The organism is uncultured Brachyspira sp. (assembly GCF_910588665.1).
Lineage (GTDB): Bacteria > Spirochaetota > Brachyspiria > Brachyspirales > Brachyspiraceae > Brachyspira.
Genome location: NZ_CAJUPR010000015.1, coordinates 25,869 through 41,207 on the forward strand (window position 1 = coordinate 25,869; position 15,339 = coordinate 41,207).

The window sequence follows — 15,339 nt, forward strand, 5'->3', positions numbered from 1 at the left end:
GTTAGGATATAATTTATGGAAATAAAAAAATTAAATACTCCATTAACAAAAGAGGTTTTATCATTATTAAAGGCGGGCGATATGGTGAGTCTTACAGGCGCTATTTATACGGCAAGAGATGCGGCTCATAAAAGATTAATTGATATGATAAATAATAATATCAAACTTCCTTTTGACATAGAAAATCAGACAGTTTTTTATGCAGGACCTTCTCCTAATAAGCCGAATGAAGTTATGGGAAGCATAGGACCTACAACCAGCTATAGAATGGATATTTATTCTCCAATACTTATAAAGCTCGGGCTTTTATCTATGATAGGAAAAGGAGGCAGAAGTAAAGAGGTAATAGATGCTATGGTAAAGTATGGGGGCGTTTATTTTTCTGCTATAGGAGGAGCTGCCGCTTATATGTCTGATTGCGTTAAATCTTCAAAGTTAATAGCATTTGAAGACTTGGGGACAGAAGCTATCAGAGAGCTTTATGTTGAGGATATGTTTTTAATTACAGCTATAGACTCTAATGGCAATAATGCTTTAATTTCATAATTATAAAATATCATATACTATTTTTTTAATTATTAAGACAAATATGTCTGTATGCCTCATAAGAAATTACAGCAGCAGTATTTGACAGATTTATAGATCTTACATTATCGCTTATAGGTATATATACGGAGTTTTCAAAATCATTTTCCCATAATGATTCTCTTAATCCTGTTGATTCTCTTCCAAATAAAAGCATATCATTATTGGAATAATCGAATTCATCATATCTATGCTTTCCGAATTTTGTAATAGGCACTATTCTTTTATTATTGCTTATGCAGTATTCTAAAAATGTGTTTTCATTTTCATGTTTTATTAATTTCAGATACTGCCAATAATCAAGTCCTGCTCTTTTTACTTCTTTGGAGCTGATTATAAAAGAAGGTTTTGACACTATATGTAATGTTATATTAAGCCCCACGCATAATCTTCCTATATTTCCTGTATTTGCTGGTATTTCAGGTCTGTATAAGGCTATTTCCGTATTAAAATTATCATTTACTTTTTTCTTGTTCATAATTCAATTATTTTAAAATTATATATTATATTTTAATAATAGTTTTTGTTTTTTTCAATATATCAATAAATTATAATAGAGTATTGATTTTTTTTATTTATAAGTTAAAGTAATAACCGCTGTTTTATTTTTAGGCAAAGAATTTAAGAGGAAAAAAGTGAATAAAATAGAAGAATATAATCAATCTACTTCTAAATATGAATTATATACTCATCTTACTGAAAAAATAGTTTCAGGTCATATAAAAACATTTTCTGCAATATTTACTTATGCTAAAAATGTAAACTTTGAAAAAGTTCATGATCATAAATCAATATTAAAAGGTCTTTTTGAACTTATAAGAAAAATTAACTGGGGATTTTTTAATAATTTAGATAAGGAATTGTATCCTAAGCTTTGGAGTCAGTTTGTTGCAGAGAATCCTAAATATAATTTTGCAGGAGATTTAAAATTAAGCCTATCAATAGCAGATGTTTATATTGCTATGCTTGATATACATGGATATACAAAATTCTGCGAGGAAAATAAAAATAATCTGTCTAAACTTCATGCCTTAGATGATTTGATGCAAAATAAATTGAGCGAAGTTACTAAATTTTATAATGTTATATCTCATAGAAAGCAGGGCGATGAAATTATTATGGTATGCCCCACCGCAACGGACGCTTTAAGCGCAACTATTGCAGTTATAGGCGTGCTTAGCAAAAAAAGATTATTAGATGAGTATCCCAGAGTTGACACTGCGGGTTTGCCCGAGTTTAAAATAAGTGCAGGAATATCAGGAGGAAATACAAACAGTTCTCTTATTATAACCGAAGACGGAGACTTATCAGGATTTCTTATTAATAATGCCGCAAGAATGCAGGCAAGGGCAAATACTTTAGCTCCTAAAGAAAATAAAGTAATAGTAACTAAGAATCTTCAGTTTAACTTTCTTAAAGAAAACAGTAAAATAAAAAGCGAAATATTTGAAAAGAATATTATATATTTTTATGATAATGGTATGATATCATTTAAAGGAACTGAAATACCTATAGTGGAAGCTGTATTCAATCCCGATGAGAAGTATAAAGAAAAATTTTCAAGTGAAATGGAAGAGCTTATAAAGAGTATTAAAGGTAATTTATGGAAGCAGAGAATGTTTACTTCTATTTTAGATTTGATATCAAAGGTTTCAAAATCAATGCCGCCGTTTCAGATAGACGAACATGTAAATGAATATATATCAAGTTATACCAACAGCACTATATGCGATTTATGCGATTTAGCAAACGGTGCTTATGTAGTTAAAGAGAACTATAAAGAGGCTATAGATACATTCGCTTTGATAATAAAGCTTTTAAATACCATACCAGATTTTGATAAAACCGTTTTGGAGTATGCCGAAATTATTTGTGCGGGATATGAAAAAATTCTGCCTATATATGATGTGGTTATAAAGAAAGATATAGAGGCAAATATATTGGAAATATTTCCTGCTAATCATATACCTATATTTCAGAATGTGCAGAAAGCTAATGAAACATATAATAAATTAATGAACTTTGCTATGAGCAGCAAAACGCTTAAAAGAAAAAAGTCTATATGGTACGGCATATTAGAAAAAGAATTGCCTAATTTAGTAATAAATATGTATTCTGGAAAGAAATAATCTTATTTTTTATTAAAATTTGTATATAAATTTTATATTTTTTTTACTTGCGGAAAAAATTATATATGATACACTATACTATTATTAATTGTTTTTTTATTTTAAGGAGTATCAATTTATGAGTTTAAAAAACTTTATAAAATTATTTTTAATAATATCATCATTAGCCCTAGTATCTTGTTCTGAGAGTTCGAAAAGCGGATCTAAAACATCTTCCGATTCTTTATCTTATTTAAAAGGAGGAGAAGGAGAATGGGTTTTAAAGATTGATAATTTTACTATTAATCAGACTAATTTCAATAAAGATTTGCAGGCGTCTTTAGTTTTGCAGGGAGCCGATGCCGATCAAATAGCTTTATATGCTAATGATAATCAGTATAAGCAGGTATATGCAGATCAATTAATAAATTCTATTCTTCTTATAAATAAAGGCGAAGAAGAAAAATTTTTTGATACTCAAGATGCTCAGGATTTTATTAATCTTTCAATCAGAAATATTAAATTCCAATATTATGTAGCAAAGCTTATGTCTGATGCTTCTAAAAATATACCTGATCCTACCGAAGATCAAATTAAGGCTTTTTTTGAACAGGCAAAGCCTCAATTGCAGCAGTACGGTATAACGCAGTATAACACTGAAACAGCACCTTATATTGTTCAGTTTTATAAAAATACTTATGCTCAGCAATTAGTTGAAAGAGATATACAGGATTTAAAAGATAAAGCGGTAATAGAAAGAAATACTGCAGTATTGGGAGAAGCAAGCATACTTCCTCCTCAGATAGGGGATAATAATACCGCATTACCTCAGCAAAATAATAATTTATTGCCGAGAACAAATAATTAAAATTTAATATAAACGGGAAAGGGAGATAATGTCTCAAAAAAATGATAATAATGAAAAAACTATAAATCAGGAAAATGCAGTCTCTGATAATAAGCCTAAAGTTATAATAAAAAAAAATAATGCATCTAACAACAATGATGATAGTCAGGCTGCCGCTGCGGTTAAGAAAGTTAAAAAAGTTATAGTAAAAAAGAAGATAATAATACATAATAAAACGGAAAAGACAAAAACACAAAAACAAATCAGTAATCCTGAGAAGAAATTTGTAAAAGAAAATAAAGATAACAGAGAAAATAATAGAGATTATAAGAATAAAAGTTTTTCTCATAATAGAGAAAATAAGCAATATAAAGATACTCAAGTTCCTCCCGCTTCTGCAGAAGATGTTTCTTCTTTTAAGAAAAAAGATAATAAAAAAAGAGAATATGATAAAAAAGAATATGATAAAAAATCATTCCAGAAAGATTCTAAAGCCGAAGCAGCTCAAAGACAGGAAAATAAAATATTTAATAAACTGCAGGCTAAAAAGCGTCAGCAGGAGCAAAGACTTGCAAGTGTTGAAAAAGAAATCAGCATAATGGAAACTATCACTGTAGGTGATTTAGCTAAAAAGATGAATTTAAGAGCTTCTGATATTATATCTAAACTTATGGGAATGGGTACTATGGCAAGAGTTAATGATATAATAGATTCCGATACCGCTACGATTATAGCCGATGATTTCGGATGCAAGGTAAATGTTGTATCTTTGCAGGAAGAAGCTACTATTGAAATAAAAGAAGACAGAGAAGAGGATTTAAAAGAGCGTCCTCCTGTGGTTACTATAATGGGGCATGTTGATCATGGCAAAACTTCTCTTTTGGATGCAATAAGAAAGAGTAATATTACTTCTAAAGAAAGCGGAGGAATCACTCAAAATATAGGTGCTTATAAAGTAAAAATACCAAGCGGTGAAATAGCTTTTATTGATACTCCAGGTCATGCCGCCTTTACTATGATGAGAGCAAGGGGAGCTAAAAGTACGGATATAGTAATACTTGTTGTTGCTTCCGATGACGGAGTAATGCCCCAGACTATTGAAGCTTTGAATCATGCCAAAGAGGCTAATGTGCCTATAATAGTTGCTGTAAATAAAATGGATTTGCCTAATGCATCTATGGATAAGGTTAAAGCTGCTTTATCAGAATACGGACTTACTCCCGAAGAATGGGGAGGCGATACTCAGTATATAGGAGTTAGTGCTTTAACTAAACATGGCATTAATGAATTACTGGAAGCTATTATACTGCAAGCCGAAATATTGGAATTAAAGGCTAATCCAAGCAGAGAAGCTATAGGCATAGTGCTTGAAGCGTCTCTTGATCAGGGAAGAGGACCTGTGGGTACTGTTCTTGTTCAAAACGGAACTTTAAAAATAGGAGATTATTTTGTATGCGGTCTTTCCGTAGGAAAAGTTAGGGCAATGGTTAATGATTTAGGTCAAAGAGTTAATAAGGCTTTGCCTTCTACTCCTGTTGAAGTTTTAGGGTTTGAAAAGACGCCCGAAGCTGGAGAATCTTTTAATGTTATGCTTGATGAAAAAGAGGCTAAGATTATAGCTGATAAAAGAGTGCAGTTAAAACAGCAGGAGGCTTTAAAAGCTAATGTTAAAGTTACTTTGGAAAATCTTTATGAAAAAATAGCTTCCGAATCTATGAAAGAGTTTAAGGTTATAATAAAGGCTGATGTGCAGGGAAGTGCGGAGGCTTTGAGAGACGCTTTAAATAAAATACAAAGCGATAAAATACGTTTTGCTTCAATATACAGTGCTTCAGGAGCCGTTACTGAAAGTGATGTTAATTTAGCCCATGCATCTAATGCTATTATTATTGCTTACAGAGTGCGTCCTTCAGGAAAAGCTAAGGAACTGGCGGAAAAACTAGGTATACCTATAGAAAGATACGATATTATTTATGAGGCAATAGAATCTATTCAGAATGCTATGAAAGGCTCTCTTGAAAGACTTAAAAAAGAAGTTGATATCGGAACCGTTGAAGTTAGAGATGTATTCCATGTTCCTAAAGTGGGAACTATTGCAGGATGTTATGTTACTGGCGGAAAAATAGAAAGAAATGCAGGCGTTAGGGTGATGAGGGACAATGTACTTATATACACAAGTAAAATTTCAAGTTTAAGACGAATTAAAGACGATGTTAAAGAAGTTGCATCAGGTTATGAATGCGGAGCTTCTATAGAAAACTTTAACGATATAAAAAAAGGGGATATACTTGAAATATTTAAAATTGAAGAGATAGCACAGGATCTATAATCAATTATAAAAAGCAATGTGTTTTTATTGATGCATTGCTTTTTTATTTGCAGATATTTTATTAATCATTCATTATATTTTCTTAATTTTTGACTAAAAAAGTATGCAGGTATCTGCAGTGTTTAAATGATTTATTTTTTGAATTTTTACTTGATAAAATTAGAATATTATGATAAAATGCAAAAATTATATTCTATAATGTTATATTTGTTTATTTTGAATTTTATAGAAATTAAAACATTAATATAAATAAATTATTTAGGAGATATTAAATGGAGCAACAGATAAGATTAGTAGAAGCAAAATATAAAAAAGAATCTATTTTGCCTTTTGAAATAGGCGATACTGTTAAAGTATGGGTAAAAATTATAGAAGGCGACAGAGAAAGACTTCAGGCTTATGAAGGCACAGTTATTTCTATTCGCGGCAAAGGAATTAATAAAAGCTTTATAGTAAGAAAAATTTCTTACGGTGTAGGCGTTGAGAGAATATTTCTGCTAAACTCTCCTAGAATAGATCATGTTGATATTATAAGAAAAGCAAAAGTAAGAAGAGCTAAACTTTACTATCTTAGAAAGAAAGTAGGTAAAAAAGCCCGCTTGGTGGAAAGATTGGGAGTAAAAATACCTAAACATTCCGATTTGATTAAAAATAGCGCTGAAGATAATAAAGCGGAAGAAAATATTTCATCTTCTGCAGAATAATATTTTTAAATATAGTTATATTTAAGGAGAATTTTTATGGGCTATAAGATAGCTCTCAAAGAGCAATGGTCTGAAAAAGTATTTATGATGAAGGTGGCGGCTCCTGATATAGCTAAATACCGTAAGGCTGGGAATTTTATTATTTTCAGGTTAGATGAAAAAGGAGAGAGAATACCTTTGACAATAGCCGATGCAGATACTAAAAACGGTACTATTATGATAGTAATTCAGAGTGCGGGTTATTCTACCGCCAAACTTATGCGGCTTCAGGCGGGTGACGAAATAATGGATATTATAGGACCTTTGGGTCAGCCTACTCATATTGAGAAAAGAGACGGAATAGTTTTAGGAGTGGGAGGCGGAGTAGGTATTGCTCCCTTGCATCCTATTATAGAGGCGCATAATAAAGCAGGAAATAAAGTTATATCAATATTAGGTGCAAGAGATAAATCGCTTATTATTATGGAAGATATGATGAAAAAAATATCAGATGAAGTTCTTATCTGTACCGATAACGGAAGCTTAGGAGAAAAAGGACTTGTTACTGATATGATAACAAGAATATATGAGAGAGGAGAGAAAATTTCTGAGGTTATAGCCATAGGTCCTGCTATTATGATGAAATTTGTATCAATACTTACTAAAAAGTATAATATTCCAACTACCGTAAGTTTGAATCCTATTATGATTGACGGTACTGGTATGTGCGGATGCTGCAGAGTAAAAGTAGGAGATGAAACTAAATTTGCTTGTGTTGAAGGTCCTGAATTTGACGGACATTTAGTTGATTTTGATATTCTTATGAAAAGACAGGCTATATATAAAAAAGAAGAACATGAATGTAATTTAAGATTGGTAAATTAATGCTTGAATTTTTTATAAAGTTAAATTCTTAATATAGATTGCAGTTTTTTATATTTCAGGATAAATTAATAATGAAATTATATTTAGATATTAGTTTACAGAATATTATTCTGCAGAAATTTGAATGGGACTGCACATATTTGAAAATTACATTAAATATAAAAAATAATTATCCTATAAAAATTAAACTTAAAAATTTAAAGATTAATCTTCTAAACTCTGTAGAAAAGAAATTTATTTATATATCCTCAGATAATATTTTGGTAAAGTCGCATCATAATGCCGATATTGATTTTAATATAATTATATATAATAAGGAAGTATCAAATCTTATAAGTGATTTTGTTAATCTGAAGAAATCGGATTTCAGAATTCATATTATAAGCGGAAAATTAAAAGTATTTTCAGTAATACCTGTAAATTTAAAAGATAAAAGAAAGGATATGGATATATTGGATATTATAAAATATTTATGCCGTTCTTAAATTTATATCTGTATATGTTATAAAAAATATAATATAAAAGGGCATTATATGTTAAAAAAGAAACTATTAATTTTATTATTGATATTATTTTCAATATTTGTTTTATCATCTTGCGAAACATTGAAATCATCGGCAAAAGAAATCACAAGAAATTATATAGAAAAGCATAAACCTGATATTAAAATAAAAAAAGCTTCTATTTCAAGTATTACATTAAAAGATATGACTTTAACAACTCTTTTAGAGATAAAAAATAATTTTGATTTTGAAGTTCCTATAGATAAGATTAAAATAGAACTTATTAATACTTCTGGTAAAACATTCTCAGCGGCATACTCTTCGGAAACATTGAAGATACCTCCGAATCAATCAAGAGAAATTAATTTAAATTTTAATGCTAAATATTTAGATGTATTTGAAACTGCTTTTAATGCTTTAAAGAGCAAGAGTTTTAAATGCGATGCTAAAATTACTTTAACATTTACAGTACACTCAATGAAATTTGACTTTTCATATACTAAAAAACTGACATTTACAGAATAAATTTAACTCTATGATGTTTATTTTTTTAATATATCTCTTATAACATTAGCTCTTATTTCATCTGTATTTATATAATATATGTTATTTTTGTACATTTGCTTTAAATGATGCTTTTTACCTAAGAATGTCATATAATATATAGTATCTAAACTGATGCCGTCAATCATATCATAATAGATTCCAAGTCTCAGCCATAAACTATAATTTATAAGTTCTCTGTATTTTAAAGACCTTGCAGAAAGAAGAATGGCATGACTTCTGTATATTCTATCTTCGGCTTTTAATCTGTCTAATTTTTTAATTCTGCTTCTTATTTTTTTTTCTTTTTCAGATATTTCTTTAACTTTTTCTATGATACTGTCAAATATAAATTTTTCTGTAACTCCTATCATAATATTATTACTTATCTTAATAATGCCGTTTTTAATATTAGCTTCAAAACCTTTTTTCATACATTCGTTTATAATATAATCAATATTATCTGGAGTTTTCCAAATAAGGCAAGGTACAGCAATACAAACCTCCGCTTTCATAGAAGTACCAACTATGCTGGGAGAAGCAGTAAGAAATCCGAATTTTTTATCATAAGCAAAATCTATGTTTTTATCTAATATGTTTTCTATACTGTATGCTCTATTAAAGCATTTTTCTAGCTCCAATCCTCTATTTATTGTCTGAATTTCTAAATGTTCATTTGAATTGATTAATAAAGAAAGAGATTCATCTGCATCTGTAAATAATGATGCATTCACCATATTTTTATTTATTGGTATTGTGAGATTTTCTATAAGCATTCTGATATTAATTGCAGGCAGATTAATGAGTTTTGTATATGATAAATCAAGATTTAATTTTTCTATGCCTGATTTTAAAATAGCTTCTGTTTTATCAAAATCATCTTTATCCATGTGATGAAAGAATTTTATATTATCCAAATTTCTATAAATAGATATTTTAGAATACAGCACTATATTATCGTCTTCGCCTTTCTGATATATCCAATTTGCAGTATTGTTAACGGACATCTTTTTTTTCGCTCTTAGTTTTTTTAGATATTAAATCTTTTTTTAAATATTCTAATTTATCTCTTATCAAAGCGGCTTCTTCATATTTCTCTATTTTTATAAGAAGTTCTATTTTTTCTTTGAATTGATTTATTTTAGTTTCTACATCTCTATCGGTAATATTTTTATTAGATATTTTTCCTATATGTTTATTTTCTCTATGTATTTTTTTTATAGATCTGCTTATCTCGGTTTTAAAGTATTCATAACATTTAGGACATGACGCCGTTTCTGTTTTTAAAAAATCATCTAAAGAATATCCGCAGACTTTGCATATTTTTACCGAAGGATTAGATTTTTTCTTTTTGGAAGTCAGCGATTTATAATTTGGAAATACGGCATCTATATTATTAAACTCCAATTCTAAGCATTTTTCTATTATATTTCCATTAGCTTCGCAATCTCTGCATATATTTATCTGCCTGCGCTCATTACCTATAATTTCCTGAATATGTAATACGGCTTTTTCTTTGCCACATATACTGCATTTCAAAACGGATACCCCATAATAACTTATGGGGTAAATTTTATCATTTAATAAAAAAAAAAGCAAATAATTAATATATAATTTTATTTTAATTTTATAAAAATATCTAAATCTTCTCTTTTAGTAATTTTTATATTATTTGAAGAGCATTCTATTATTTTTACTTTTCCGAAATATTTACTGTATATTTCTGCATCATCTGTAGGTAAATGAGAATCCTCATCTGCAATATATTTATTAATGGCTTTCATATAGTTGTCAAATTTAAATACCTGAGGCGTTGCTGCCCTGTATATATATGTTCTGTCTATAGTTTCTATTATATTATTATTTTTATCAGTTTTTTTTATAGTATCTACCACTTTAGAAGCCAGTATTGCAGCATCATTATTTAATGCGGCATCATATAAAGCATTAAGCTCCTTTTTAATTACAAGAGGTCTTACTCCGTCATGAATAAACACATAATCAGTTTTTATATTTTCATTTATAAATTTCATAGCATTATATACGGAATAAACTCTTTCGCTTCCTCCCTCTATATAATACATATTTTTTTTAAAATTTTCTTTTATAGAACTTTCTTTTATTATATATTTTTTTATTATTTTTACTTCATCTTTTGAACTTACCAATATTATATTATTAAAATGAAATTTAAGAATATTAATCAAAGTATGCATAAATATTGGTTTGCCGTCAACTTTTATAAACTGTTTTTTTATTTTTCCTTCAAATCTCTTAGAACTTCCCGCTATTAATATTATAAGAGTTATGTTCATAAATATTATCTCTCTTTTTTCTTTTTTAAGTTTTCTATCTCTTCTTTTTTTCTTAATTTTTCTGTATTTCTTTCTTCTTTAAGCTTAAGTCTGGCTTCTTTTCTTGCCTGAACTGACAGTTTCATCTGAATCTTTTTTTCCTCTTTTTCTTTTTTTCTTTTTTCAATATATTCTTTTCTTTCTTTATTTATTTTTTCTCTTTTTTCTTTTATTTCCTGCAACTGCTTTTTCCATTCCTCTCTCTCAGATTTTCTTATCTCTTCCCTTTTATTAGCTTTTTCTTCTCTCTCCTTCATTTTTTCTATTTCTCTCTCATGAAAAAGAATAAGCTTTACAGGATCTTTAATTTTACTTAATTTATTTCTCATATTATTAACATAATCTTTTCTCTTGCCGATATTTTTAGGAAATAGTTTAGCCCCAAGAGAATCTGCAAATAATCTTGCTCTTAAAATAATACTGTTTTGAGTTTTTAAGTTAATAACAGATGTCCAAGGAACTTTTAATATAATAATGAGTGCTATAATACCAGATATAGTATTTGAAAATAAATTTCCCCAAAATACTGACCAATATGATAAATACTTTGTAGTTACAATAATAAATATAAATCTTAATAGCCATATTCTAAGTATGCTTATTATAAGAGGTATCCTTGTTCTTCCAAGACCGATTAAAGCTCCCTGCACCACCATAGTAATTCCGAAACCTAATACTCCTAATGCAAATATAGGCAGAGATCCGTTTGCAACATATAAATCTTCAGCTTCTCTTGTAAATAGTATGGTTATATGAGGCGTAAGCGGTATAACTATGCATATAAGTATAACAGCCGTAACAGCGCTTAACAGCATTCCTGTATAACATGACTTTTTAGCTTTATCTGCATATTTAGCCCCTATATTCATACTAACCATAGTTGTAACAGCCGAACCAAATGCTGCAGGCAGATTAAAACATACTGTAGTTATATTGTTGGCGATACCCTGACCATTTAATATAGAGGCTCCATATTTTTCAACTTCGGTATTAATTAGGAAAAATCCTAAATTACTTAAAAATGTAGTAAGCATTGAAGGAACTCCTATTACCATAAGTTCTTTTAAAATAGAGCCGTCAAATTTAAAATCTTTTAAATATAATTTGTCATCGCCTTTTTTTATAAATAAGTCATAATACATCCAAGCGGTAACTATAAGATATGTGGAAAATGATGCAAGTACGCTTCCTACTATCTGCAAATGCATAAAATAAATATATATAAAGTTAAATATTATTTTTAAAAGAAGAAGTATAACGCTTCTTATAAAAGTAGCTTCAGGCTTTCCATTGGCATTTTTTATACCGTTATATAAAGCAGCTAAAAATGTCATAGGCATAACAAAACTGTATAATGATAGATACTGATATACATTTTCTTTAATTCCTGGCTGTAAGTTCATAGAAACCAATATGCTTACAATATAAAGCGTAGGTCCCATAGCAATACCGAATAGTATTCCTGCAACAACTATCTGAGTTGATATTTTTTTAGCATTTAAAAAATCCCCAAGTCCGTTATACTGACCTACTATAGCCATAGCGGCAACTCCCAAACCCTGAGATAATGCCGTCATCATATTTATTATAGGCTCTGAAAAGTTCACGCTGCTGGCTATAATAGTGCCCGTAACATTATTAAGAAAAAGCCCGTCCATCAATGGAATTAGTGACTGAACTAAACTCATCATTAGAGTTGGAATAGAAAGCATTATTAATGTGTTGATTATAGGAGCATGAAGTATTAAATCCCGTCTGACTTCAGTAGATTGACTTTTAAAAAAACTAATCATTTATATAATTCCTTATATACATAAAAAAGATGCAGTAATGCAAATGAATATATTATAACAATATTAAAAAACTTTTAAAGATAATTTTTGAAAAAATTAACTTCTTATATTTCCAAGACTAGGGTCTTCTATATTATCATCTGGAAGTAAATATATATTATTATTTTGAAGATTATTTTGATTAGATGTACTTTTATCTAAAGGAGTATAATAAAACTCGTCATTGTCAGTATTATATTCATTCGTGTTTGAATTATTTACTCCGCTTCCGCTTCTTATATGGTCTATATTGCATTGGGTGGATAAATCGACATTGCCTCCTATAGTTAAAGGCACGGTATTTATGCATGTATGATTTCTCGGAAGCCCAGAGTCCTGACAGATTTCTACCACCATTACATTTTCAGGTATATTCCAATTAAATTCCCTTTTAGATATAGGAGTTACCGCATTCAGATACTGAAATGTAGCTAAAGCTGTGGTGGCTCCTCCTGTAACATTATTCGGAAGGATATCATTTCTGTCGCTTCCTATCCATGTGATTGTAACTATTTCATCATTGTATGCCGCAAACCAATTGTCGCGGTGTTCGCTTGTAGTTCCTGTTTTTGCAGAGTAAGAAGGATATTTAAATCCATAAGTATTGGCGCTTCTGTAGGCTGTTCCTCCGGGTGCTATGACTTTCTGCAAAGTAGTATTTAAAAAATAGTATGATGCTGGAGAAGTTGAGCTTATTTTATGAGGAGTTCTATCAACTAAAGCTGTAACGCTGAGTTCATTTCCATCAATATCAAATATTTTATCTACAATATAAGCTTCATATTTAATGCCCCCGTTAGCTAAAGCGCTGTAGGCTGAGGCTAAATCAAGAGGACTCATTTCCATAGTGCCTAATCCTATAGATAAAGCATTGGGTATATAAGCATTTTCTCCGAAAAACTCTCTTGAATGTTCTATAAAATAAGAAAGCCCTATATCATTTAATAATTTTACCGCTATTGTGTTAATTGATTTTGATAAAGCCGTTTCTAAAGTTATTTTTCCTCTGTACTTTCTGTCAAAGTTTCTTGGCGAGTATACAGGTTTTCCCGCTCCCTGAGGATAACTGTAATTGGTATCCAGCATTGTTGAAAAAGGCTGTGCACCTCCCTCAAATGCATATAAATATATAAAAGGCTTTATTACGCTTCCTATCTGTCTTTTTGATTGTACAGCTCTGTTAAACTGATTTTGCAATGTGTATCCGTCTCCTCCTATCATAACCAATATTCCGCCTGTTTTAGGATCTATAGATACCATTGCCCCCTGATAGCTTCTGTTTGAGGAACTCAGCTGCAAATTCCTTATATTTTCTTTCATTACAGAATCTGCAATTCTGTAATATCTTTCATTTACCGTAGTATATATTTTAAGTCCTGACAGGGCAAGCTCATCTTTATTGAAATAATTTAATAATTCCTGTCTTACATATTCATTAACATAAGGAGTTCTGTTTACAGTCATTTTCCATTGAGCGCCTTTTACCTGTCTGCTTATATTAGTATACTGCTTATCAAAAAGATTCAATTCTTCCGACATAGTCTGTTTATCTATTATGCTGTTTCTTACCAATCTTGATAATATCTGCTCAACTTTTCTTCTGCTGTTGTCCGGATTATTGACTATTGAATAGTATGTGGGATTAGGAAGCATTCCGATTAATATGGCATATTCCAATAATCTGCATTGTCTTAAAGGCTTATTAAAATAATGATTTGCAGCGGCTTCAAATCCGTAATTTCCATCTCCAAGATAAACAGTATTAAAATACATAGCAAGAATTTCTTTTTTTGTGTATTTCTGTTCTATTTCTCTTGCTGCAAACATTTCAAATAATTTTCTTTCTATAGTTTTTTCGCTTTTAGTAAATAATAATTTAGCTAATTGCTGAGTAATGGTGGATCCTCCGCCGACTATTTTTCTTGTTAAGATAGTCTGAACACCTAAATAGATTGTTCTGAAATAGTTAATGCCTTTATGCGAATAGAATTTTTGATCTTCCATTAAAAGAAGAGTCTGTTCCAAAAGAGGGTTTATATCGTCCACATTAACAACTTCATAAGCTGGAGGCATATATTCGCCTATTAATATATTATTTCTATCATATATTTTTGTAGGCGGTGAATCTCCGAATGGATTTAAAGGATTAAAATATCTTATTCTCTTTTCATTGCCTCTTATAACTATTATATCATAATATTCGGCAAGCATAGCCATACTTTGTTCTCTTCTTGAGACCCAATCTTTATATACGCCTCCTACAAAGTATATCCCGATTATACCTGCCGCCATTATTAGAAATAAGAATACTATAAAAATAGGCAGTATAATTTTTTTGAATTTTGATTTTTTCTTTTTTGAACTGCTGCTGTTTTCCTGATTTTTTTTCTTTTTAAACATTTATTAATAATCACCGCATTTACATAATATTTTTATAAATGATACTATAATATATATATCTTTGCAAGTAATTTATGATTGACTTATTGATTTTTATATATTATTTTAACCTATTAAAATATGCTTTTATAATATCTGTTTTTTATCACCATATATAATACTTTTCTCTTATTTTATAAAAATATTAATATATTCGTTTATTGGTTTTATTATCCTAATAATATTTATAAAAAATTTTCTGATTTATTCATCTTTATTCATCAAAATTAA

Annotated in this window: 14 protein-coding genes; 8 read left to right on the forward strand and 6 right to left on the reverse strand. The window is 29.3% G+C overall.

Annotation, left to right across the window (positions count from 1 at the left end; all coding sequences use genetic code 11):
* The first annotated feature begins 15 nt into the window (after positions 1-15).
* Positions 16-546, forward strand: a complete 531-nt coding sequence (locus QZ306_RS09655; RefSeq protein WP_295163419.1) for a Fe-S-containing hydro-lyase — start codon at positions 16-18, stop codon at positions 544-546.
* Between the two features lie 25 nt (positions 547-571).
* On the opposite strand, the gene QZ306_RS09660 is transcribed toward QZ306_RS09655, so the two are convergent.
* Entirely contained in the window at positions 572-1,063 is a 492-nt protein-coding gene (locus QZ306_RS09660) for a tRNA (cytidine(34)-2'-O)-methyltransferase (protein WP_295163421.1), read from the reverse strand.
* Positions 1,064-1,220: 157 nt separating this feature from the next.
* On the opposite strand from QZ306_RS09660, the gene QZ306_RS09665 reads away from it, so the two are divergent.
* From QZ306_RS09665 to QZ306_RS09695, 7 genes are all read left to right on the forward strand, one after another.
* Entirely contained in the window at positions 1,221-2,714 is a 1,494-nt protein-coding gene (locus tag QZ306_RS09665) for a hypothetical protein (RefSeq protein WP_295163423.1), read from the forward strand.
* 118 nt (positions 2,715-2,832) lie between these two features.
* A complete protein-coding gene (locus tag QZ306_RS09670) occupies positions 2,833-3,561 on the forward strand; it encodes a hypothetical protein (protein ID WP_295163425.1) in 729 nt (242 codons plus the stop codon).
* A gap of 28 nt (positions 3,562-3,589) precedes the next feature.
* Positions 3,590-5,869, forward strand: coding sequence for a translation initiation factor IF-2 (gene infB / locus QZ306_RS09675; protein ID WP_295163427.1), 2,280 nt, complete (start codon positions 3,590-3,592; stop codon positions 5,867-5,869).
* 272 nt (positions 5,870-6,141) lie between these two features.
* Positions 6,142-6,573: a 50S ribosomal protein L19 gene (gene rplS, locus QZ306_RS09680; protein WP_295163429.1), complete on the forward strand. Its 432-nt coding sequence runs from the start codon at positions 6,142-6,144 to the stop codon at positions 6,571-6,573.
* Positions 6,574-6,609: 36 nt separating this feature from the next.
* Positions 6,610-7,437, forward strand: coding sequence for a sulfide/dihydroorotate dehydrogenase-like FAD/NAD-binding protein (locus QZ306_RS09685; protein ID WP_295163431.1), 828 nt, complete (start codon positions 6,610-6,612; stop codon positions 7,435-7,437).
* Positions 7,438-7,508: 71 nt separating this feature from the next.
* Positions 7,509-7,922 (forward strand): hypothetical protein, encoded by a 414-nt coding sequence (locus QZ306_RS09690; protein WP_295163433.1) that lies wholly within the window; start codon positions 7,509-7,511, stop codon positions 7,920-7,922.
* 48 nt (positions 7,923-7,970) lie between these two features.
* Entirely contained in the window at positions 7,971-8,465 is a 495-nt protein-coding gene (locus tag QZ306_RS09695) for a hypothetical protein (protein WP_295163435.1), read from the forward strand.
* Positions 8,466-8,482: 17 nt separating this feature from the next.
* Here the strand turns inward: QZ306_RS09695 and QZ306_RS09700 are convergent, their stop codons facing one another.
* The 5 genes from QZ306_RS09700 to QZ306_RS09720 form a co-directional block, all read right to left on the reverse strand.
* Positions 8,483-9,490: a guanido phosphotransferase gene (locus QZ306_RS09700; RefSeq protein ID WP_295163437.1), complete on the reverse strand. Its 1,008-nt coding sequence runs from the start codon at positions 9,488-9,490 to the stop codon at positions 8,483-8,485.
* Positions 9,480-10,022, reverse strand: coding sequence for an excinuclease ABC subunit B (locus QZ306_RS09705; RefSeq protein WP_295163439.1), 543 nt, complete (start codon positions 10,020-10,022; stop codon positions 9,480-9,482). Before QZ306_RS09705 ends, QZ306_RS09700 begins: the two co-directional genes overlap by 11 nt.
* Before the next feature lie 77 nt (positions 10,023-10,099).
* The gene (gene ispD / locus QZ306_RS09710) at positions 10,100-10,798 is read right to left on the reverse strand and encodes a 2-C-methyl-D-erythritol 4-phosphate cytidylyltransferase (RefSeq protein ID WP_295163441.1); all 699 of its coding nucleotides are present in this window, start codon (positions 10,796-10,798) and stop codon (positions 10,100-10,102) included.
* Between the two features lie 5 nt (positions 10,799-10,803).
* Complete coding sequence (locus QZ306_RS09715; RefSeq protein ID WP_295163443.1) at positions 10,804-12,630, reverse strand: MATE family efflux transporter; 1,827 nt, start codon at positions 12,628-12,630, stop codon at positions 10,804-10,806.
* Positions 12,631-12,726: 96 nt separating this feature from the next.
* Positions 12,727-15,069, reverse strand: coding sequence for a transglycosylase domain-containing protein (locus QZ306_RS09720; protein WP_295163445.1), 2,343 nt, complete (start codon positions 15,067-15,069; stop codon positions 12,727-12,729).
* Positions 15,070-15,339: the final 270 nt, after the last annotated feature.

Coding starts and splice junctions, on each gene's coding strand:
- infB (WP_295163427.1), top strand. CDS start 3,590: ATGTCTCAAAAAAATGATAATAATGAAAAAACTATAAATCAGGAAAAT.
- QZ306_RS09685 (WP_295163431.1), top strand. CDS start 6,610: ATGGGCTATAAGATAGCTCTCAAAGAGCAATGGTCTGAAAAAGTATTT.
- QZ306_RS09670 (WP_295163425.1), top strand. CDS start 2,833: ATGAGTTTAAAAAACTTTATAAAATTATTTTTAATAATATCATCATTA.
- QZ306_RS09655 (WP_295163419.1), top strand. CDS start 16: ATGGAAATAAAAAAATTAAATACTCCATTAACAAAAGAGGTTTTATCA.
- rplS (WP_295163429.1), top strand. CDS start 6,142: ATGGAGCAACAGATAAGATTAGTAGAAGCAAAATATAAAAAAGAATCT.
- QZ306_RS09700 (WP_295163437.1), bottom strand. CDS start 9,490: ATGTCCGTTAACAATACTGCAAATTGGATATATCAGAAAGGCGAAGAC.
- ispD (WP_295163441.1), bottom strand. CDS start 10,798: ATGAACATAACTCTTATAATATTAATAGCGGGAAGTTCTAAGAGATTT.
- QZ306_RS09715 (WP_295163443.1), bottom strand. CDS start 12,630: ATGATTAGTTTTTTTAAAAGTCAATCTACTGAAGTCAGACGGGATTTA.
- QZ306_RS09660 (WP_295163421.1), bottom strand. CDS start 1,063: ATGAACAAGAAAAAAGTAAATGATAATTTTAATACGGAAATAGCCTTA.
- QZ306_RS09695 (WP_295163435.1), top strand. CDS start 7,971: ATGTTAAAAAAGAAACTATTAATTTTATTATTGATATTATTTTCAATA.
- QZ306_RS09690 (WP_295163433.1), top strand. CDS start 7,509: ATGAAATTATATTTAGATATTAGTTTACAGAATATTATTCTGCAGAAA.
- QZ306_RS09720 (WP_295163445.1), bottom strand. CDS start 15,069: ATGTTTAAAAAGAAAAAAAATCAGGAAAACAGCAGCAGTTCAAAAAAG.